The organism is Caldithrix sp. (assembly GCF_056497305.1).
Map to the genome: position 1 here is coordinate 14287 of NZ_JBSMDE010000060.1, position 23956 is coordinate 38242.

12 protein-coding genes are annotated in these 23956 nt (G+C 46.4%); 11 read left to right on the forward strand and 1 reads right to left on the reverse strand.

Translation table 11 applies throughout. The features are described from left to right. Positions 1-40 precede the first annotated feature (40 nt). The 7 genes from ACWB0I_RS04890 to ACWB0I_RS04920 all read left to right on the forward strand — a co-directional run bounded on the left by ACWB0I_RS04890 (position 41) and on the right by ACWB0I_RS04920 (position 19901). Positions 41-2788: a TonB-dependent receptor gene (locus tag ACWB0I_RS04890; protein ID WP_479386917.1), complete on the forward strand. Its 2748-nt coding sequence runs from the start codon at positions 41-43 to the stop codon at positions 2786-2788. A gap of 24 nt (positions 2789-2812) precedes the next feature. Continuing rightward, complete coding sequence (locus ACWB0I_RS04895; protein WP_479386918.1) at positions 2813-5986, forward strand: hypothetical protein; 3174 nt, start codon at positions 2813-2815, stop codon at positions 5984-5986. 25 nt (positions 5987-6011) lie between these two features. Next, the gene (locus ACWB0I_RS04900; RefSeq protein WP_479386919.1) at positions 6012-7034 is read left to right on the forward strand and encodes a PorV/PorQ family protein; all 1023 of its coding nucleotides are present in this window, start codon (positions 6012-6014) and stop codon (positions 7032-7034) included. Between the two features lie 28 nt (positions 7035-7062). Then, positions 7063-9546, forward strand: coding sequence for a FlgD immunoglobulin-like domain containing protein (locus ACWB0I_RS04905; protein ID WP_479386920.1), 2484 nt, complete (start codon positions 7063-7065; stop codon positions 9544-9546). 354 nt (positions 9547-9900) lie between these two features. Then, the gene (locus tag ACWB0I_RS04910) at positions 9901-13209 is read left to right on the forward strand and encodes a S8 family serine peptidase (protein ID WP_479386921.1); all 3309 of its coding nucleotides are present in this window, start codon (positions 9901-9903) and stop codon (positions 13207-13209) included. Between the two features lie 52 nt (positions 13210-13261). Further along, the gene (locus ACWB0I_RS04915) at positions 13262-16540 is read left to right on the forward strand and encodes a S8 family serine peptidase (RefSeq protein WP_479386922.1); all 3279 of its coding nucleotides are present in this window, start codon (positions 13262-13264) and stop codon (positions 16538-16540) included. Positions 16541-16556: 16 nt separating this feature from the next. Next, positions 16557-19901 (forward strand): S8 family serine peptidase, encoded by a 3345-nt coding sequence (locus ACWB0I_RS04920; protein WP_479386923.1) that lies wholly within the window; start codon positions 16557-16559, stop codon positions 19899-19901. Between the two features lie 366 nt (positions 19902-20267). On the opposite strand, the gene ACWB0I_RS04925 is transcribed toward ACWB0I_RS04920, so the two are convergent. After that, positions 20268-20528, reverse strand: coding sequence for a hypothetical protein (locus ACWB0I_RS04925; RefSeq protein WP_479386924.1), 261 nt, complete (start codon positions 20526-20528; stop codon positions 20268-20270). 986 nt (positions 20529-21514) lie between these two features. On the opposite strand from ACWB0I_RS04925, the gene ACWB0I_RS04930 reads away from it, so the two are divergent. The 4 genes from ACWB0I_RS04930 to fliR all read left to right on the forward strand — a co-directional run bounded on the left by ACWB0I_RS04930 (position 21515) and on the right by fliR (position 23955). Next, positions 21515-21907 (forward strand): class II SORL domain-containing protein, encoded by a 393-nt coding sequence (locus ACWB0I_RS04930; protein WP_479386925.1) that lies wholly within the window; start codon positions 21515-21517, stop codon positions 21905-21907. A 247-nt stretch (positions 21908-22154) separates the two neighbouring features. Then, on the forward strand, positions 22155-22904 hold the full coding sequence (gene fliP, locus ACWB0I_RS04935) for a flagellar type III secretion system pore protein FliP (RefSeq protein WP_479386926.1): 750 nt from the start codon (positions 22155-22157) through the stop codon (positions 22902-22904). Continuing rightward, positions 22905-23174: a flagellar biosynthesis protein FliQ gene (fliQ, locus tag ACWB0I_RS04940; protein ID WP_479386927.1), complete on the forward strand. Its 270-nt coding sequence runs from the start codon at positions 22905-22907 to the stop codon at positions 23172-23174. It abuts the gene before it with no gap. A gap of 1 nt (position 23175) precedes the next feature. Then, positions 23176-23955, forward strand: coding sequence for a flagellar biosynthetic protein FliR (gene fliR, locus ACWB0I_RS04945; RefSeq protein ID WP_479386928.1), 780 nt, complete (start codon positions 23176-23178; stop codon positions 23953-23955). Position 23956: the final 1 nt, after the last annotated feature.

The following is a 23956-nucleotide window of genomic DNA, read 5'->3' on the forward strand; positions in this document are numbered from 1 at the left end:
CTTCACATCTATAAGAACTTATGAAAATTAAGAAAAAGGTATGGTAGTTATTATGGAACGCCTGAGTATTGTTATTACGTCTCTCCTTTTTACAATCTCGTCAATCATAGCTGGTACTACTGGGAAGATTGCCGGTAAGGTTTTTGACGCCCACACGAAAGAGCCTCTGGTTGGAGCGAATGTCTATCTGGAGGGCACTAATATTGGTGCCTCTACCGATGCGGATGGTGAGTTTTATATCATTAATGTTCCGGTTGGCACGTACACCATCATAGCCGTCTATGTCGGTTACAAAAAAATTGAGCATAAAGGTGTTAAGGTTATCCTGGATCAGACTACCGTGGTCAATTTCCCGATGACTGAGGAAATTGTCGAAGGGGAAACGATTGTTGTTACCGCCACACCATTTAAAGTTCAAAAGGATGAAACAGCCAAGAAGATTACCATTCAGGCTGATGAGATTCAATCTATGCCTGTACAGGATTTTTCAGACCTGGTGGTAGCGCAGGCTGGTGTGGTTCAGATCGAAAGTAGCGTGCAGGGCATTGCCGGATTTGAGGACCGGGGCATTGAAGAAATTCACGTGCGCGGCGGTCGCTCCGGCGAAATCGGCTACACCATCGATGGAACGTACATCGTCAATCCCTTCTACGGTTCCAAATATTCCTGGACAGAATTGAATGATTTTGCTGTGGAACAGGTGGATATGAAAACCGGTGTGTTCGATGCCGAATATGGCGGCGCTCTTTCCAGTATGATCAATATCATTACGCGCGATGGCGGGGAAAAATATGAAGGGAATTTGCGCTTTTACACATCCAATCCTGCTAATTTAATGAATTTACATCAATTTACTGTCGATCCAGAATCCCGTCTGCGTCTAGCTCCTTTAAAACAAGATTATCTAAGAGATTATCGGGAAGTAACAGGAGGCTTTGGCGGACCAGTTCCATTCACCAATAAAAAGTTACGCTTTATCATCACTGGTAGTCGGTTAGCTTCTGCCTATCGCGTTTACGAGTTTGATTATATAACTTATGATAAAACCCAGGATCAATTTTCTGAGCATAACCGCTTTCTGAATAAGCTGGATACTATCGCCGGCTGGCACCAGATGGGCTTCAGATACAGCTGGGATTTGTATGGGAAATTGAGCTGGAAGATTGGCAATTCCATGAAGTTTACCTTTTCCAACTGGAATTTAAAGACCATTTTCCGATCGGCTAATCTGTCCAACTATCCCTATCAATACTATGAGGCGGGCAGAAATATTGCCACGCAAACATCCGACCGCCAGGCGATTACCTTTAACCATCAGCTCTCAAAAAGTACATTTTATGATGTGAGAATTTCTCGCTTCTTTCAGAAAATGTTCATCGGCGTAACCGATAATGGCGATATTAATGGCCGCTATTTAGGACCGGATGAATATGAGCGGCCGGGATATGATGAGGACTGGGAAAACAATCCTTACTGGTTTGAATACTATGTTAAAGGACATGATCGCTATTATCACACCAATTATGCTGAAACATACGAGGCGATCATTAACCTGTTAAGCCAGGTGACCAAGCACCATCAGTTAAAAATTGGTACGGATTACCGCAGACATACCATTTTTATTGATGAAATTCAATTACCCTGGTTGTTAACGCCCTATATAGAAAAATACAAACGCCATCCGGAAGAACTGTATTTTTATGTACAGGATTTGCTTGAATATGAGTATATGACCATTCACCTGGGGATGCGCGTGGATATGTTAAATGCCCATGCTAAGTACTGGAAAAATCCTTATGCCACAGCTGAAGAACGTAAATTGGTTGACTCTGGCTGGGAAGTACAGTACAGCCCGCGCATTAGTTTTTCGCATGTCATTACCGAAAATGCCACCTTTACTTTTGGCTACGGGCAGTTTACGCAAACCCCTACCTATCGCAATAAATACATCAATCCAAATCGTGACCTGAAAACCTATTCGCCGCTGGTGGGCAACGCTGGTTTAAGCATGGAAAAAATGACGGCCTATGAGTTTGGTTTAAATGTGGGAATAACGGACAATATTATTGCTCAGGTCATCGGCTGGTCCAAGGAATATTCGGGATTGACCTCAACGGAACGCATTCCGCAGTTTCCCTATTCTTACACCATCTTTTTAAATACTGATTACGCCACGGCGCGGGGCATGGATGTGGTCATTCGCCGCAGAGGCGCTAATTCTAGCCTGATTATACAATACACATTGTCCAGAGCTACGGCCAATCGCAAAGACCCATGGGAAGGGTATCGAGAAACGGATACTCCTCGCACCATGCCCAAGCGGGAGATCCTGATGTCTTATGATCGTACGCATGATTTCAGTTTGATGTATTCTTATCGATTCCATGATAAACAAGGGCCGAGAATTATGGGCTTATTCCCCTTGCAAAAAACCAGTTTTGACCTGATGTTTCTGGCCATGAGCGGTGCGCCGTACACGCCGGTTATCGGTAATGTGGCAGGCGAAACCAATTCTGAACGAGGGCCCTGGAATCTAACAACCAATTTCAATTTCCGGCGTTTCTTCTCGGTGGCCGGTTTCAATCTTATCTTTGGAATCAGGGTACAAAACCTGTTCGATTGGAAAAATCCCATTGACATCTATCCGGAAACGGGTAAAGCCAATGATCCCGGGCCCAGAATTAATGAGTTGATTCAAATGGGTTGGTTTTCCAGAACGCTGTGGGATCAACCGTATCGTTATGGTCGCAGACGTCAGATCGATTTTTCGTTAGAAATTGCATTTTAACAAAGAGTATTGGTGGGAAAGATTATGAAAAAGTTGTTAATTGTCTTAATAATGATCGGTTTTGTTTTACAGGCTAAAGAAATTCCAAAACAATCGCCATTAGCTAAAAAGACCGCGATAAGCGATCCATTACTCAACAGAGCGCGTGCTTATCTGGATAAAGGTAAACTTAAAATTGCCGTCGAAAACTACGGCATATTTTCCGGAACGGCCTCTCCCCAGGGATTGTGGGGCGATTTCCAGTACATCTCCAATTTATCGCTGGTCGTAGGCATTCCCGGGAAAGATAAAAACGGTAACCCCTACCCATGGGCCGTGGGGCCTAAAGAACAGTTTAATGTGAAAACACAGGACTTTCAGACCTTTGGCACAGATACGACATACTGGGGGCCAACCGTTTCTGAATCCTGGTTCGATCGAACACCGCAATTGAACCGCACCGATTGGGAAGCGGTGGAAGATCATCGAATCCGCTTGCATAATCCGCTGGCCACAGCCGGTGAATACTATGGAAAGTTAGGCCTGTACACCAATCCGGAGGATCAATATCCTTTAATTGCCACCAGCAACATCCCCGATACCTGGCCCGGAACGGACGAGGAACGGCATTGGCCAGGGCCATGGGCTACAGACCCGGCTGACTCTACCAAACAATTAGAAGGCGTTTTTGTCTCTGATCAGGACATCTATTTTGAATTTGATGATCGCCTGGCAACCAGAGATATTGATCCCACTCAGGGATATCCCATTGGAATCCGGGCTAAAGTCTCTGGATATTCCTATGGCGCCAGTATTTCGGAAGATATCATCTTTTTTCGAATGGTCCTGGTAAATGAGTCTCCCTATCATTACGAGAATATGTACGCCGGTTTTTATTTTGATGTGGACTCCTACAATCGCCTGGCTAATGGCTCTTATGTGGGGCGCACCAACGACGATGATATGATGGGCTACAATCTGGATTACAACTTTGGTTACATTTACGATCTGGACGGCGATCACAATAACCCTTTTGTTGGGGATAAAAAGTTAGCCTACACGGCTGTAAAATTATTGGATACCCCTACGGCCACTGAAGATATCGATCTGGATGGAGATGGACGTATTGACATTTTTCAGGGCGACAAATTAGGATTGACAAGCTGGCACTGGTTTGATTGGTATTTCCGCCCAGGCGCCCGCGATGTCCATCCGACCCAGGGGCCCTGGTCCGGCGACGGGCAAACTCCTGTGGCTAAGAATAAAGAAGAAATTCAATACAAAATCTTAGCCGGCGATACCACCAATCTGTCGGTTTACGATTCCACCTATTATTTCCACCCCTTGCGAACCGAAGTGGGCTACGGAAAATTAAATCCACGCTTCGATTCCATCGAGGGGCTGCTCTATGAATATCCGGAAGGCCTGGATTGCGTTTTCATTATGGGCTCCGGACCGTTTAGCATGGCGCCCGGTGATTCCGTGCCATTTTCTTTTTGTGTCATCATGGGCGAAGATGAGCAGGACCTGGAAAACAATGCTAAAATTGCACAATTGATGTATGATAACAATTATCAGGGAGCAAGACCTCCCAAAGCGCCTAACGTCATCGCTAAAGAAGGCGATCAGGAGGTAACGCTTTACTGGGATGCGGTTTCTATTGAAGATAAAGATGTGATTACCGGTTATCAGGATTTTGAAGGATTCCGTATTTACCGTAGTGAAGACAATGGAAAAACCTGGGGCACCAAAATCATTGATGAAGAGTCCAAAACAACCTACTGGGAACCATTGGCCCAATTTGACCTGGAAAATGATATTGAAGGTTATGATCCGGTGGCCCCGCACCGTTATTTAGGCGACAATTCCGGGGTGGTTTTTAAATATGTAGATACTGATGTGGAAAATGGGCGTGAATATCTGTACGCTGTTTGCGCCTATGACCGCGGCTATGTCCCCAACGATCCTTTGCGTGATCCGGACAATTTAGGTAGCACAAAGGGGCTGAATTTTGACATCCCCTCTCTGGAGAACTTTTTGTCCAATAGTACCAATTTGCCGCACATTGTTAAAGCCATTCCGCACAGACCGCCCAGCAATACTGAACTTTCAGACCTGGAAGTGCAACGCATGGAAGGCACCATTGGTAATGGTGATTTTACGGTGGAAGTGATCGATCCCAAACAGGTAACCGGCCATGTTTACCAGATTGCATTTGATTGCCAGTACAGCAATCCGCCGGAAAATACAAACATCATCCCCGGTTCGCAAACTTTTGATATTATCGATATGGCTACTGCAGACACCCTCTTTAAAGACAGTCAGGAATGGAATGAAGAGGGCCAGACTGAGGGAAATAAGTTTTTGCTCTTTGATGGCTTGCGCCTTAAAGTGACCATGGCTAAAGAGATCAGTATTCAATCGGATGAAGCATACTGGACGACCAACTCGAAATGTACCTACCAGATTCTCGCTTCCATCACGCCAGCCAATGCCACGCGTGCCCGCTATGCCATTGTTTTTAAGGGGGACAATGCCGATACAGTGTATTCCGACAGAACTCTGACCCAGCCCAAATATGGCATTCCCTTTCAGGTCTGGAATCTGGTTACCAACCGTAAAGCCAAATTGTGGGAACCAAACCGAAAATTCACCGAATTTGATCGTGAAGTAAAGTATTTTGTGTTTGAGAACCATGTGTATGAAAGCCCGGACGATCCCACCTACCGGCAGACCTGGTTGTTCCAATTTAACTGGATCAAAGATGGCGATGTGGATGAAGATGGCAAACCGCTACCGGCTGATGTGGACTGGCAACCCGGTGACTCGCTCATTGTGCCCGTTCGTTTGCCCTTTGAACGGGGTGATGGATTTATGGTGAATACAGGCAATGTAGCCAATGTGCGTTCAGTGCAGAAGGATGATCTGAAAAAAGTTAAAGTGGTGCCCAATCCATACATGGTTCATGCCGGCTGGGAAACCGATGATTTCGTACGTAAATTGCAGTTTACAAACCTGCCCTCTAAGTGCAAAATACACATTTTCACTCTGGCGGGCGAAAACGTCATAACCCTTGAACATGATAATGAATTCGACGGCAGCCTCGATTGGGATATGCTAACCAAAAACAGACAGGAAATTGCGCCTGGTCTTTACATCTTTGTGGTGGAAACCGAAGATGGCAAAACGCAAACCGGAAAGTTTGTGATTATTAAATGATCGCAAAATAACAGGAGTGATGTTCATGAAATGGTTGAGCTATTTATTAGTAATAATTTTAATTCCCGTATCCGGACTTTTGGCCCAGAGGGAACTTTCCAAAGTAGGTACCTCGATGGCCCAGTTTCTCAAAATCGGCGCCGGAGCACGGGGAACTGCATTAGGAGATGCTTATTCCTCTGAAGTAAAAGATATTACTGCGCTTTACTGGAATGCCGCCGGCATTCAAAAGATCGGGCATCCGGCTTTTGGACTGGCCCAAACCAGGTTGTACGCAGATATTACCTACAATTTTTTGGGCGCTGTGTTGCCCCTCAATTCCAATACGACCGCTGGTCTGTCCATTCTCTATTTAAATTCCGGCAATATTGAAATGACAACGATCGCCGAGCCGGAAGGCACCGGAACCACTTTCACTGCGACCAGTGTGGCGGTCGGATTAACTATTGCCCGCCGCCTGACCGATCGTTTCGATTTAGGCGTTACGTTGAAATACATTCAAGAAAAATTGTTCCGTGAAAAAGCAGCCACTTTTGCTTTTGACATCGGTTCTCAGTTCAATACGGGCATCTATGGTATGAAATTGGGCATGAGTCTGGCTAATTTTGGCGGCAAGATGAAACTGGATGGCCCCGACCTTTCCAGAGATGTTAAAAATGACAACACAGGTATTACCTATGACGGCGGTGTGCGCTGGAAAACCTTGGATTGGCCCATTCCATTGGTATTCCGTTTGGGAATTTCCGATGATATTATTGGCGAAGACTCTTATTTGATCAAAAGTCAGAAACATCGCCTTACGGTGATCATTGAGGCCAATGATCCAACAGACTTCTATCTGCGATATAATTATGGTCTGGAATACGAATGGCAGAAGTTTTTTGCCCTGCGTTTTGGCTACAAAGCCAATTACGATGAGGCCGATTTTACAGCCGGTCTTGGTCTTAATTTTGCAAAATTCGGTCTGAATGGTAGGCTGGATTATTCGTTCAACAATTACGGTTTATTGGGGTATGTGCACAATTATGCCTTTGAATTCAATTTTTAGAAAAGACACATAATGAGGAGGAATTAGTATGAAGCGTTTATTGTTACTGTGGCTTTCGCTTTTATTGTTAAGCGTCGGCCTGATGGCCAGTGAAAAACCACGTCCGGTTTTCCCGGAAAAGAAGAAGGCCAAAATGGATTTCAAGGTTCCGAAAACCGAATTTTACAAACAGCAGAATACAATTCAGAGCGCAAATCAACTTGGCTTTGAAGGTGGAATTATTTTTGAAGAAAATTTTGAGCCGGATGGTGTCTGGCATCGCTGGGAAGCGATCGACTTAACCCATCCGCGTCCGGAACATGGCCCCAGTTACTGGCACATTACCACCTGGATGGCCATGGACAGCACCTGCTGGTGGCTGGCCGATACCACATTGGGCGATGTAGGCGGTTATGCGAATCACTGGTACCAGGTGCTGGACACCCCGCCATTCATGGTCGATGATACCAACGCTGTGTTTTCTTTCTGGCATCGTTTTAAAATAGAAGGCACCGCCGGAGCAGAAGACCCTTACGACGGCTGGGACGCCATGAATGTGCGCATTTCTTACGATAGCGGTAAAACCTGGCTGGTGCTGCCATTTAGTGATTATGACATGCAAAATAGCTGGGCGTTTGGTCATCCTTCTCAGGGGCAGAATGAAGGTTTAGGCATCCCGGGTTGGTCTGGCGAGCAATTAGATTGGCATAAAGAGATGCTGCCTTTAAAGGATTTTATTAAACCCGATACGGCCATCATGCTGCGCTTTGCTTTTGCTGCGGATATGGGCTATTCCACCGCTGATGGCGGACCGGATTTGTTCGGATGGCAGATCGATAGCATTCTGGTGGCCAGCAACGACTCTGTTTTCTTTTTTAACAATGGCGAACAAGACGATATGATGGCCCTGGATGTGGAATTTATTCCGCCCGAAGGGGGCAATTTATGGCACATCGTGGAATTTATGGATGATATGGATGCCTATTTACCCCATTTTGCCCCTTCCCCCACGCACTTTGCTGCATTACAAAACAGTGGCGAAACCTTTGACCCCCTGGCAACCTACAATCCTTACATGGATAATGTTTTCCAGACCGGGCCGATCGCCCTGCCAGATACTGCGCCGATCTATCTCGATTTTACCCACCTGCCTTTCTTTGCAGATGAAGATGTCTTCCCTGATGTGGAATTCTGGCGCGTCGATGTGCGGGCCGTTGACAGTACGAACTGGGAAGCGGTCTGGATGGGACCCAATGGCGAACAGTGGGTCTTTGCGGAAGGATTCGATCAGTGGGTATGGTTCTCCTATTTCTGGGGCTATCCCAGCAATATGTCGCCGTTAGACCTTTCGCGCTACGCCGGACAGGATGTTTACCTGCGCTGGCACTTCTGGTCTGATGAAGATGAACCGATTGGCATGGGCCTGCTTTTCGACGACGTTGTTCTTTACGCGCCCGTGAAAACCATTGAAGCTCCCACCGGCTTGGAGGTTATGGCCGGCACCGAAGACACGACGATTACCCTGCAGTGGGATTTACAACCCGATCGGATTGTGCAGGTCTGGCGAACCACGCCGGGAGATCAATATCTGCACCTGATTGCAGAAGTGGCAGATACCAACGCTTACGTGGATGATGAAATTGAACCGTTCCAGGCCTATTATTACACATTGCGTTCCGTGGCTCTGTACGAAGGTACATCTGAGTTCTCGTCTCCGTTGGTCGGTACTGAGGTCATACCTAAAACGGTGTGGGAATTGGCTTACGACCGTTCTACTCCGGATACAAACATCATCGCACCCAGGAACAAGCTGGTTTACGTCAAATTTACGCCCATTGCCTATCCTATGGATTTAATCGGATTTAAGGTCGCTCTGGACACTTCCGGGACCAATGTGGTTGGCGCCTATCAGTTTACCTTCTGGGATGACGACGGCGTAGATAGTTTGCCCGGAACCAAGCTGCGCTACCTGAACAAAAGCGGTTTGGGCTTCGGTTACAATCGTCTGATCTTCGACGATAGCATTGCTGTGGACAGCGGTAGTATTTACATCGGCTTAAAACGCTTTGGAAAAGCTCCGGTCATTTTTGCCGAGTCAGATTCGGTGGATGGCCATACCTATGTGGATACAGATACTGGCACCATTGTTATGGCTGATGTAGATGCGCTGGTTCATGCCTATTTTGATACGTCTCGCACACAATTTCCAACGGGCATTCGCGATAAGGATATGCCGCTGGTTGCCGATCGCTACTATCTGGGTAAAAACTATCCCAATCCGTTCAATCCAACCACGACCATTCCTTTTGTGATTCCGGATTACGCGCGGGGTCAAAAAGTTAAAATTAATGTGTACAATGTGCTTGGTCAAAAAGTGGCCACCCTTTTCAACGGTGTGGCGCATGTCGGATTGAACACGGTAACCTGGGATGGTAAGAACAGCTCAGGCAAACCGGTAGGTTCCGGAATTTACATCTATCAGTTAAAAGGTAAGAATGTTTCATTGCAAAGACGTATGTTGCTCATCAAATAGCCATGTGAACACATTGTGTTCCGCCTTGATCTCAAAGGGGATTTTTTCCCCTTTGAGATTTTTTATTAACTGATGAAAGAAGAGAAGTACGTACAGCCTTCTTTTCCAGATGAAAAGCATTAGAACGAAAAGGGCTTTAGTTCGTTAAATGATCGAGTAAACATGTAATCGTCAGATATGAGAGGGTCGGATTTGTTTTAATATCCTGGTCATCTGAACGCGTATCCGACCGTTAAATAGAGAGTGTTTTAAATTGGAAATCGCCGGGTTCCGTGCGCGGTTCATCAACCGTTGTGTTTCCAAGGCAAGTTTAATAATTAATGTAAATGAGCTATCGCGTAAATAGGAGTAATTGTGTTAAAACGAATTTTTTTATTAGGATTTTTCCTGTCCGTTTTTGCCTTAAGTCAGGGACAGGCTCAGGAATTCTATCAAAATCAGATTCTATTTTGTTTAAAAGCCAATAGGCCGCCCATTGTAACCAGTCAGGTACGGGGACAGTTACATACCAATTACCCGCTATTGGATCGCTTATTTAACCAACTGGGCGTGGTTAAGGTCGAACGCTGGCTGCCAATGGCGGATGATCGGGATGTAGTGGACGGTGTGCGCCTGGCCAACATCTATCAGGTTACTTTTAAGGATGAAAAATCCAAAAATCAATTGCTCCAGATTCTGGAACAGTTCCGGCAAATAGACGATGTGCACTCGGCAGCTCTGCAAGCTGTGAACCGCATCGCCGGTTCCATTAAACCCTATATTCCCAATGATCCCTATTTCGAACATCAGTGGTATTTGAACAAAATTGCTGCGCCGGATGCCTGGGGCCTGTGGAGAGATAGCCTGCCCGGTGATTCCACGGTTCTGGTTGGCGTGGTCGATACCGGCGTAGATTATGAACATCCCGAATTGGAAAATGTGCTGTACATTAATCCGGGTGAAGACATCAACCATGATGGCCGTTTCACCAGTGAAGATGAAAATGGCGTGGATGATGACGGCAATGGCTACATCGATGATGTTCGCGGCTGGGATTTTGCTGGAAGCAAAAAACCCAACGAAGCGCCGGACAATGATGTGCGCCCGCCGCAGGCTGGCCCAAACCAGGAACTGAGCCATGGGACGCATGTGGCCGGCATTATTGCCGCCATGGCAGACAATGGCATCGGCATTGCCGGAATTTCCTTTAGAAGCAAAATCATTGCCACCAAGCATGCCTTTGACGATGATTTGACCGAGCCGGGCATTGTGAAGGGATATTCCGGTGTTTTGTATTGCGCAAAGATGGGCGCTAAAATCATCAATTGTTCCTGGGGCGGGGGCTACGACTTTTACGGCAAGCTGGTGGTAGATAATGTGACCAAAAATTATGGCGCCATTGTAGTGGCGGCTGCAGGCAATGACGGGCACAATAACGATGATCACCCACAGTACCCCAGCGATTTTGATAATGCTGTTTGTGTCGCTGCTTTGCGCAATGATGATAAAAAGGCCTATTACTCCAATTGGGGGCAGGTGGTGGATATCAGCGCGCCGGGCGGCGAAGGGAGTGGTTACACCACGGCCATTCTCAGCACCATCCATGCCAATGCCGGTTCTTACGCCTCCTGGCAGGGAACTTCCATGGCCACGCCTGTGGTGGCCGGCGCCCTGGCCTTGCTCAAAGCCTGGTTCCCGCAAGATTCCCGCAATCAGTTATTGAACCGCCTTTACAATGCAGCTGATCCCATCGACCAGGTCAATCCTAATTACAGCGGGCTGTTGGGCCACGGTCGCGTAAATGTTTACAATGCCATTGCCCGTGGCATTCTGCCCGATATTCATCTAAGCGATTACCAGTTCGAAACCAGAGATGGCGCCCCGCCTTCGCCAGGCGATTCTGTTTCTTTAAGCCTTGTTTTGACCAATAGCCCCAACTGGCAGGATGCCTACCATGTTAAAGCCGTTGTGCAATCCAGCTCGCCCCATGTCCATGTTCTGGACTCGCTCTTCTGGATCGATGAACTGCCGTCGGGAGCCGATACCATCCTGGATCAGTTCTATCCCCGTATCTGGATTGATTCCCTGGCTCCTTTGCAGGATTTGCAATTGCAATTGAAAATCAGCGCCAATGATACTTCAGAATATTCTTTTGAATCGACCAGCCATTTGTCGTTATCGATCGCCATGAATCAAAAAGGCTTTCCGGTGCAAGGCTACGGCATTAATTCGCCGCTGGCCTTGGTCAAAAGCGGTTCGCAAAAATGGATTGTGGGCATCAACAGCCAGAGCGATCTGTTGGTGTTTGATCAGAACGGCAAAAAGATCACCGGTTTCCCCATTGCGGTGGATGCTACGAGCGCAGCGCCGGTAGTGGCGGATATGGATATGGACGGAGAACAGGAGATCATCACAGTCAATCGCCGCGGCCTGTTGCGCATTGTTGATTTCCATGGAAACATTAAAAAACAATTCGACCTTGGCGAACCTGTCTATGGCGATCTGGTTGTGGGCAATTTCGATTCCGATGCGGAATTGGAAATGGCTTTTGGCACCATGAGGAAAAACTTTCATATCTTTAATCTGGACTCCAGCGAGGTAACCGGTTTCCCTAAAGCCATGCCCAGCCTGGTGAATTTGGGAAGCGCCGTGGCCGATTTAAATGGCGATGGCGTGGATGATATTGTGTTCGGCACCTTTGACAATGGTTTGCACATTTTTACCAGTCAGGGGGATTCTCTGACCGAAATCTCAACCTCTTTAAGTACGCGTATTATTGCCAACCCGCTGATTGCCAAAAATCAGGACAGCCTTTTTATTCTGGTAGCCACGCTGGACAAAAAATTAATCAGCCTTGACCGCCAGGGCCGAGTGATTTTTGAACGCACTCTGGATGCGGGTATTGTGGGCGCGCCGTTAATTGCGGATGTGGATCAGAGCGGCATCCCGGAGATTGTGGCCGTGACCAATGACGGAAAGTTGCATGTACTCGAACCAGACAGTACCTATTTCAGCGATCTCTTCCCAATGGAGCTGGGAGGTACGCCCCAGAGCAGTCCAATCACTTTTGATGTGGATGGCGATGGATGGCTGGAAATCTTGACCATTGTGGATCAGGGTATCGTACATCTGCTCAAGATGAACGGCCAGGAAGTGCCCAATTTCCCGGTTGATCTGGGCCAGGGCATTAGTTCGATTCCGGTAATCGATGATCTGGATGGAGACGGCGATACGGAAGTGATCATCGGCGGGCAGTCCAATATTTTTGCCATCGATCTGCGCCTTCCCGCTGGACAGGCCGCGGCCTGGAACACCTATCAGGGTAATAATCACAGAACGGGTAGCTATGGAGTGCAGGTGACTGCCCTGCCCGACCATGAGGAAAAATCCATTGCGGAAGGTTTTGAGTTGTTAAGCAACTATCCTAATCCGTTTAACAGCCAAACCTTTATTCGGTTGAACATTCCGGCCAGGCTGAGTACTTTGCCCTTGCATCTGAAAATCTACAACGTATTGGGCCAGCTGGTTTACCAGAAAACCGTTACTAACTTAAAACCCGGATTAAACCGTATTAAATGGGACGGTACCGACCGCTCCGGTCGTACGCTGAGTTCCGGTATCTATTTTTACCATGTTAAATTAGGTAATAGGTCACGAATCGAACGCTTATTATTGATTAAATAACAAGAAACGGGTTAAAATCCCGACAAACCTTTGAATAGTCAGGTTTAGGTCAATGTTTTCAAAAAATACCATTTGGTTGGTTTTGTTTCTTTCCCTGGCCCTCAGTCAGGCTCAGGAAAGAATCCCCAATCAGTTGTTAATTGCTCTCAGGCCCGAAGCCCCGGCTTTGCCAACAGGTAGGGTAAGCGAGACCACCCGAATAAACAACCAGCAGCTTGCTTTGTTGCTTCGCAAATACCATGTGCTTAAAATTGAAAGATGGCTAAAATCCGCTGATGAGCGAGATGTTTTTAAGGGAATTGATTTCAGCAAAGTCTATCGTTTTCATTTTGAAAAGGCATCGCTTGTTAGTCAGGCGGCCGCTGCTTTTAAATCCGCAAGCGATGTTTTACAGGTAGATTTTGAGACGCCCGTCAAGATTGCGGTTCCCATCCCTCCGGCCATGACTTCCGATCCTTTTGTAGAACGCCAATATTACCTGGACAAAATAATGGCCAAATATGTCTGGACCTTAATGGAAAAGGTCCCGCCACCGCAAAAAACCATTCTGATTGGCATAGTTGATACAGGCATTGATTATTTACATCCGGAAATGGCGCCCGTGCTCTACGTAAATCCCGGTGAAGATGTGGATGGGGACGGACAATTTACCAGCGCCGATTTAAATGGAATCGATGACGATGGCAACGGCTTTGTGGATGATGTGCGCGGTTGGGATTTTTCGTATGCTTCCGATTCCGTGGCCGGAGACAACGACATCCGTCCGCCCAGCTCAGGCGGCTATGATATTTTAAGCCACGGCACCCATGTGGCCGGTATTGCCGGGGCCATGGCCAACAATGCAGTGGGCATCAGCGGTATTGCCCGCGGTTACAAGATTATTGGCACCAAACACAGCCTGGATGACGATTTAAGTCATGGCTATTTGTACAATGCCTATGATGGCATTCTGTATTGCGCAAAGTTGGGCGCTGATGTGGTCAATTGCTCCTGGGGCGGTGGCGGCTATTACGAGCTGGCTCAAAAATTGATCGATATGGTGCGCGAAGAATATGGAACGATTGTGGTCGCAGCGGCCGGCAATGACAATAATAACAATGACCGGCACCATTTTTATCCCAGCGATCTGAACGGCGTGGTTACCGTAGCGGCCCTGGGCCCAGATGACCGTAAAGCCTCCTTTTCCAATTACGGCCAGGTCATCGATATTAGCGCTCCTGGTGTGGGCATTTTTAGTACCATTCATTATTACAAAGGCGGCTACGCCACCTGGCAGGGCACATCCATGGCCAGTCCGGTGGTGGCCGGTTCGATTGCCCTGGTAAAATATTTTTTCCCTGATTTGTCGCCGGATGAGCTGGTTCAAAAGGTTCTGGAGGCAGCAGATCCATTAGATGAAAAAAACGAAGGATTTCAGGGATTATTGGGGGCTGGACGCGTCAATGTGTACAATGCCGTGGGGCCCACATTTTTACCCGCCTTACAGGTTGTAGATGATAGCTTGCAGGTTGAGGATCTCAACCAGAACGGCCAGATCGATCCGGGCGAACCCATTCAAATCGCTCTATCGGTTTCAAATAAACCAGGCTGGCAAACCGCTCAGCAGGTTGAAATTGTGGTATCTTCGGATGACTCTCTGTTACACCTGGCTGATTCTGTGGCTCACATTGGGGACCTCACAGCGGGTGATGTCCGCTGGACGCCTCTGGATGCTTTCCAGATTTTACCGGACCTACAACACGATTACGGACCGATTCATCTCCATTTTTTAATTCGCGGAATGACCCTTTCGGGACAGCCGGTTGAAGAACATTATGAAAAAGAAATTTTTCTCTCCATGTACCAGAAATTCTTTCCTAAAACCATACAAACCGCTAATGTGCCGGTTTCAGTGATAAAAGATTCCGGGGCTACAGATTCCCGTTTGAGTTTAATCACCATGGACAATCGGTTGCTTCTTCTAAATGCCAGGGGGGAGCCCTTGCCACCCTTTCCCATCGATTTGCAGGAATTTCATCGCGCTCCGCAGGTGGTGGCTGATGTAGATCATGACGGGCAGCAGGAAATCGCCACTTTGAGCAACTATGGCAAATTACGGGTTTTTAAGCAGGATGGCAATCTTCTGCTCTATCTGGATCTCAATGAGGTGATTTACGGTAACTTTGCCCTGGATGATCTGGACGGAGATGGAAACGTTGAATTTATTTTAGCCACCATGCGTAAAAAACTGCACGTCATTACGCCGGACGGTTCAGAGCTTGCAGGCTTTCCTATTAATTTAAAGGCTTTTGCCCCCAAAGGAGTGGCCATTGGAGATGTGGACGGCAATGGCACAAAAGAAATCGTACTGGGCACCTTTGACAGTAAACTCCATGTCATTGATTATGCCGGCAACGAGCTGGAAAACTGGCCGGTAGAGCTGAGCGCTTCCGTAAAATTCACGCCCTTGATTGGAAAAGATATTAATGGACTTTTCATTGCTATTATTGATAAAAAGAATCAACTGGTTTTGTTCAATGCCGATGGATCGCAAAGGCTTTCTGTTCATCTGCGCAACGATGTGAATACGGAACCATTTTTAATGGACCATGACCGGGACGGACAACTTGAGTTTTCCTTCATTAATGATAAAAATCAACTCGTTGGCTATGGTTCAGACAACCGTCGGATTCTGTTTGATTTAGGTACGGAGGTTAACGGTTTGCCTCTCGTATTTCAGTCAAATGATGAGTTGCGTCTGTTTACTCTAAATTTTAAAGGCCAGGTTACTGTTTTTAACAAAGATTTTAGAGCGCGGCACTACGCTCCGGTTCACCTGCCCTGGGCATTGAATCGTTTTGCCACCTTAACCGACCTGGACGGCGATGGCGATATGGAAGGGATTGTCACGGCCAATAAGCAATTGGTGATTTTAGACCTGCCCGAAAAAGTCGATGAGGCTGCCAATTACTGGCCAACCTATCTGGGCAACGAACGCAGAACCGCCTATCTGGAAGTTGATTCTGCGCAGACCACGAGCCTCGCTAACAACCGGTTATTGCCTTTCCATTTTACTGTAAAAACGTTCCCCAATCCATTTAATTCTACAGTCAAAATAGCGATTTCCGGTGGTTTGCTTACGCGCGGGCAAAGGATTTCTGTGAAGATTTTTGATATCCGGGGGCGCCGCATTCTTACATTAATGGAGGGCCGGCTTGAAAATAGTCCCCTGCGCCTGACCTGGAACGGGCAGAGCAGCAATGGGCAGCCGGTAAGCTCGGGATTGTATTTTTTAAAAGTCAGAATTTCCGATAAACATCAGTTTGTAAAAAAGATAGGGTATATTAAGTAAAAATTGGAGGAGCAAAATGAGACGGTTCGTTTTCATCATTTTGTTACTGGCTCAAATCGTTTGGGCCGAAGAAGGGTATTACCTGAATCGCGTGCTTTTTTGTTTGCATCGCGATCAGCCCGATTTGACTATTTTGTACAAAAATGGTCAACCGCGTACTGAGTTGCCTCAATTAAATAGCCTGCTGGAAAAATATCAGGCTAAAATTCTGGAAAAGTGGTTACGGTCTGCGGACGATCGCGACATAGTGGGCGACATTAATTTAAGTAAAGTGTACCGTGTGCAATTTGTTTCAGAATATTCGCCACAGGAATTGCAGCAAATTAAAGAAGAATTTGCCAGAATACCCGAAATCCATTCGGCAGATTTTGAAGGCATCTATTATGCTATGGATGTAGCCCAGGTAGATCCTTACGTTCCTAACGATTCCAGGTACAATGAACAATGGTACATCAAGAAAATTCAGGCCAATGACGCCTGGGGCCTGTGGGGCGGAAACACACCCGGCAGCACGGATGTTCTGGTGGGGGATGTGGACACAGGCGTAGATGATCAGCATCCCGAATTAACCGATGTGCTGTACATTAATCCTGGCGAAGATATTGACCATGACGGACAATTTACCAGTGCAGATATTAATGGCGTCGATGATGACGGCAACGGTTACGTGGATGATGTGCGAGGTTGGGATTTTGCAGATAATGACAATGACATTCGGCCGCCCAGTTCTGGTGTAGACGACGCCTTAAGCCATGGAACGCATACCACGGGCATTATTGGCGCCATGGGCGACAATAATGAAGGTATTGCCGGCGTGGCCTTCCGCGTAAAAATTATTGCCACGAAAAACAGCTATGATTCTGATTCAACTACATCGCAACCAGGGATTATCAATGGCTATGACGGTATTTTGTACACGGCCAAATTAGGCGCCAAATTTATCAATTGTTCATGGGGCGGTATTTTCCTTTCGTCCTACGAGCAGGGTATTCTGGATGATGTGTCTGATAACTACGGCGCTGTGGTGGTCGGCGCTGCCGGAAACGATAACCACAGTAACGATGGCTTTGGCAATGCGCAATATCCGGCGGATTATTCCAAATGTATTTCGGTCGCTGCTACTGATAATACCGACCATAAGGCTTCTTATTCCAATTGGGGCTCTGCTATTGATATCAGCGCGCCGGGCGGCGAATATGGCGGCGGCTCCAGCACGGCAATCCTCAGCACCATACATTGGAATGCTGGAGGGTACGACTCCTGGGCCGGTACGTCTATGGCGACACCGGTGGTGGTGGGCAGTTTTGCCTTACTTAAAGCCTGGTTCCCATCGCAGAGCAGACAGTGGTACATTGATCAAATTTTAAACCATGCGGATCCCATTGATGACTTAAATCCCGATTATTCCGGATTATTGGGCTCGGGCCGCGTAAACATTTACAATTCCATTGCCCGTAACAGTTATCCTTATTTAACAGTTGATTCGTATTCCATAGAAATTATTAATGACAATGGAGATGGAGAGTTAAATCCGGGGGAAAGCGCGAAAATTGTGCTGACCATTGCCAATGATCCTAATTATCAGGATGCCAACAATGTATTGATTACGGCCTCTTCTCCTACAGGGGATTTCATTTTTAGCGACAGTACGGCCAGCCTGGGGAATATTGCGGCCGGGGCATCGGCCACCAATACTTCGGACGACATCGTTTTTCAGGTTAGTGATGATGCGCCTTTGCAACCTTTAACCATCCACATTAAAAAGGAAGCCAATCAATCCGGTACCTATCCCTATTCCCACACAGAAGATATTACCGTTCAGCCGCAGTTGAATCAAAGCGGATATCCCATTACCTCGATTAAAGTTTCGGATGCTGTGGCTGCCGGGGATTTGACCGGTGACAGTAAACTGGAAGTGGCTGTGGTGAGTGAAGGAGATTCGCTTTACGTTTACGATGCTTCCGGGAATTTACAAAGCGGTTTTCCTATGGATTTGGGCGGTACGGTTTCCATGGGGCCGGTCATCGCCGATATGGATAATGACGGAAACAATGAAATCGTCATCTCGGAGCGCGTAAATGGTTATCTAAAAATTATCAATGGCGATGGCTCCTTAATGCTGGATATGACCGTTGGTGAACAAATCCGCAGCGAGTTAACGGTGGCCGATTTAAACGGCGATAACAATCTCGAAATCATTTTTGGCACCATGTCTAAAAATTTACATGCCATTCAAATTGATGGTACCGAATTGCCTGGATTTCCCATCACCTATTCTTCTCAGATTGACAAAGGCGTTGCCGTAGGCGACGTAGATGGCGATGGACAGCCGGAATTAGCATTTGATCTGGTCAATTCCAATTTTTATGTCATCGAAGTGGATGGCACAGTGTTAAGCGGCTTTCCTTACGATTTGCCCGCTCGCCTGGCCAATAAACCTGTTATTGCCAATGTAGAAGGCACTATCCATTATGTGCTTACGACAACCGGGAGAGACCTGATTATTCTGAGCAGTGCGGGCGTGGAAGAGTTAAATTACGATACGGTTGATCCGGTCAATGCCACTCCTTCCTTATGCGATGTTGATAATGATGGACAATTGGAAATTGCCTTTGGTACAGATAACAGTACCGGCAACTACGGCAAATTGTATCTGATGCATTTTAATGGCGATACAGTTGCGCCCTTTCCTATAACATTGGATGCTCCCATAAATACTTCGCCGGTTTTTGCTGACCTTGACGGCGATGGTCAGTTTGAGATCATGACCAGTACAGAAGGGGGTTACATCTATTGTTTCAGAGCCGATGGCAGCTATTACAAAAATTTCCCGGCCTATTTTTCGGGGGCACAAAATGGTTCTGGCTGCATTCGCGATATCGATCTGGATAATGATTTTGAAGTGATTGTTGGCGGAGCCAATGGCTTAAATGCCATAGATGTCCAGGAGACCAGGGGAACTCAGACCAATGTCTGGCAGGATTATCAGGCCAATACACAGCACACCAATTACTATTATTTCCCGGGCGCCAGTGCTATTGCTACAAAAGATCGGCCCTTGCCTAAAACCTTTTCTCTGGCTCAAAACTTCCCCAATCCGTTCAATCCGGTCACACAAATTACATTTTCGTTACCTGTGAGTGGTCAGGTGCGTGTGGAAATATTTAATATCCTGGGCCAGAAAGTTAGAACTCTGATCGATGAAATAAAACCAGCCGGCGTTTATCAGATCGATTGGGATGGCCGAAACGATGCTGGAGAGGTATTGAGTAACGGAGTTTACATTTATCGAATGCAGGTGGTTTCTCAGAAAACCGAAAAAAACTTTACTGCACAGAGAAAGATGGTATTCATGAAATAACAGCGCCTCAGTTTAAAAAAGATATTGACAGTTGTTGGAAAAGGGTCGCAGTTTGCGGCCCTTTACTGATTATTGAGTCCAAAGCCTGTTACTGACGTGGGAAAGCACAGAAGCTTTATTGAATTACGAATTATTTTGTGAAAGGACCGGTTGTGCCTGAGAGGTGGAAGCCTGTGCCGGCATGTCATTCTGAGTCCCCGATTTATCGGGGGAGGAAGAATCCCTTACACTTGCAGACAATTCGCAGGCGCAAGGTAACTCGAGCTTCAACTCGAGACGTTGTAAGGGCGAAGCATTTTTTGCAAAGTCTTTCTCAAGAGCGATTTTAACTTGTACACAAAGAGGTTGCGCTAATTGGAACAACCTTCAGGAAAATGCTTCGTCCTTACGCCTGAGAAAGATTTCTCCGCTCTTCACGTCGCTTTCGCTCAGCGCATCGGTCGAAATGACAATCAGTGAGGCTTCGTGCCGAGCGTCATTCCAAATCCCGATCCTCGGGAACAGGCCCGTCTGGCAGCACCAGCCTGACAGGCCCGCCCGTCTGGACGGCTGTCCAGCCGGACAGGTCTGGCCACCGGTTGGAGCGCAGCGTAAATCCCGATTTTCGGGGGCAGGCCAGTCTGGCAAGGCGCAGCCTGACAGGCTTGTCCGGCCAAAGGTTGGAGTGAAACGGAAATCCCGTTTTCTGGGACGGGCTATTCAACCATTCAACAATTCAACCATTGAACCATTCAACCAATCAACAATTCAACGGTTTTACTTCCTCACACAGCACAAAAATTTTGTAATCCCGTAGCGCGACTCTCCAGAGTCGCGTTGGCTCGATAGAGCCAATAAAAATAATGTGTAAGAACGGAATCGATTTTCTTTACTACACAGATTCTAAGGCAGCATAGCCGCAACCAAAATCAACCACAGAGAGTACAAAGATTTCGAAAAAAAAATGAAATTTATTGACATGAAAGGCGAAAACTCAGCAAAGCGGCACAATTTTCTCCCCCTTCCCTTTATTAAAAGAAGGGAAGGGGGCCGGGGGGTTAGGATCTTCATTACAAAAATTTTAGCACGCTAAAGCGTTTTATATTTTGAAGGAAGTATTCTAAGGCAGCAAAGCCGCACCCAAAAACTTCTTTGAATAATGACAGCCGGTACCTCGGAACCTTTTAACTATTACACTTATATACTCTTAACTTTACTCCCCTAACAGCAGAAGTCATTTCACGAATTAGCCCTCACCCCCTCGGTCCCCCTCTTCCAGAATAAAAATCTGTGAGAGAGGGAAGGCTTGTGTGTGAAGTTTACTTAATTGTCTGGCAGCATGACAGGCGCCCTTTGTGCCTTTTTTGGGCTCTCTGTGGTCTTTTTAAGGCTGCGGCTCTGCTGCCTTAGAATGATGATTAAACACTTTCGATTTAGGAGGTATCTCATTGTGCGTCACGCGTTACGCATTTACCAAACTTTTCGCACGCTAAAGATCCATATCTATTGAAGAAAATATTCTAACTTTAAAATGATTTTTGCATCAAATTAAAATTGTGGACATATTTTAAGCATTGAAAACAAATTAAAAACCCATCACTAAAATGATTAAATAAAAAAGCAAAGGAGGCACCATGAAATTAGCCGAGCAATTGAAATCTGCAGACTGGAAAAAAGAAAAACATGCGCCGGTCATTGAAGCCCCGGAAAAAGTTAAAGCAGGCGAAACCTTTGAAATTAAAGTCGGCCTGGGCAAAGAAATCGCCCATCCTAACACTACCGAACATCACATCAGCTGGATTTCCGTCTTCTTTAAACCCAAAGGCAGTAACTTTACGCATCAGGTAGGGCATTTTGAATTCTGGGGCCACGGCGAGAGCACCAGCGGTCCTAACAAAGGACCGGTGTACGCCCATCCTTCGGTCAGCGCTTCAGTAAGCTTAAATGAATCCGGAACTCTGTTTGCCATGGCCTTGTGCAACATCCATGGCTTGTGGGAAAGCAGCAAAGAGATTGAAGTAGCATAATTCTTGTGGCGGAGGGTTACCTCCGCCATTTTACGATGCACAAAACCAATTGACTAAAAGTAAGGAAAATTTTTCCTAAAGGTAATCTTTTTTCCCCTAAATGCTTCCACCCCTAAGATAGCCCCTTTACCGCAAACCTGGCAAAGCCTTAATTTACACGCGTTGCAGCGCAATCGACTTTCAATGCTTAGGCCTGGCATGGTATTTGTCTCCATCCCAGGCAACAAATGAACAGGAATTAACAGAAATGATTAGAAAGCAGAAGATTTTCATCGTTTTGATTGGCTTGTTGATCATGCTTCCACATCTGGGTCAGGCACAATCAGCCCTGCCCAAAGTGTCTATTGGAGTGGAGCAGAGCTCGAATCCAAATGATCTGGTACCTGCTTTGCAAATCATCTTCATGATCACCATTCTGAGTTTAGCGCCTTCTATCATCATTATGATGACCTCATTCACGCGCTTGGTGGTAGTCTTCCATTTTCTCCGTCAAAGCCTTTCCACGCAAACGGTTCCTTCCAATCAAATCCTGGTTGGACTGGCGCTCTTTCTGACCTTCTTTATCATGAAACCGGTCATCACCAAAATCAATAACGATGCGCTTCAGCCCTATTTAAATAAAGAAATTAATCAGCAGGAGATGTTTAAACGGGCTTCTGAACCATTAAAAAAATTTATGCTCAAACAGACAAAAGAAAAGGACATCCGTTTATTCATCCAGTTGAAAGGGGGACCTAAACCCCATAGTCCGGCGCAGATCGAGTTGACGACACTGATCCCGGCTTTTATCATCAGCGAATTAACGACCGCTTTTAAGATCGGTTTTTTGTTGTACCTGCCCATGTTGTTAATCGACATTGTGGTGGGTAGTGTGTTACTATCCATGGGCATGATGATGTTACCACCAATCATGATTTCAATGCCTTTTAAAATTTTATTGTTTGTGCTGGTGGATGGTTGGTATTTATTGGTAGAATCTTTAGTGCGAGGATTTTAAATGACTACTGATTTTGTGCTTTACATTGGCCGTCAGGCTTTGACCACGGCGTTTTACATTCTGCTGCCCATTCTGGGAGCCGGCATGATTGTCGGTTTATTGATCGGCATCTTTCAGGCTGCCACACAGATCAATGAAATGACCTTGACCTTCGTCCCTAAAATTGTCATTATGTTTCTGGTGGTTTTCTTCCTCATGCCCTGGATTTTAAACCTGTTGATGGATTTTACGATAGAAATGTTCAACTACATGATACTGGTGACGCAATAATATGTACGGGGTAATCGATAAAATAAGCCAGTTGACGCCACTGTATCTGCTGGTTTTTGGCAGGTTGTCTGCCATGCTGATGACCATGCCGCTGTTTTCCTTTGGCACGGTTAATGTGCGCGTACGCGTTTTATTGGCTTTTGTGCTGACCCTAATTGTCACCCCGCTTTTAAGTCAGCAAATAACCTACATGCCCCAACATTTATTGCAAATGATTCTGGATGTAGTGCGCGAAATCTTGATCGGTTTAATGGTTGGTTATGGCGCCCAGGTAATTTTTGAGGCCATTATGATTGCCGGCACCTATGTAGGATTTCAATTAGGTCTGGCCATCATGAACGTTATTGATCCCACCAGTCAGGAAAACATGCCCATCATTGGTAATTTTTGGGTAATGGTTATCTTAATGTTTTTGATCATCTCCAACACACACTACTTTCTGGTGGAAACACTATTTCTTAATTTCAAGATCATTAAACCAGCGGCGGCCAGCTTTCATGCTGCAGCCGGTCAGGCCGTCATCGAAAGCGGCAAGGTCATGTTTGACCTGGCCGTAAAATTTGCCACGCCGGTCATGATCTTTATTTTGCTGTTTGACGTGGCTATTTCGTTCATGGCCCGCGTCATGCCCCAGATGAATATTTTCTTTGTCAGTTTACCATTAAAAATTGCCTTTGGCATTTTTCTGTTGATCGTTTCATTAAATATCTTTCAGGGATTATTTGGTTACATAGTAACTCAAATGGAAGGCCTGGTAGGGCATATTATTAAAGGAATTTAAG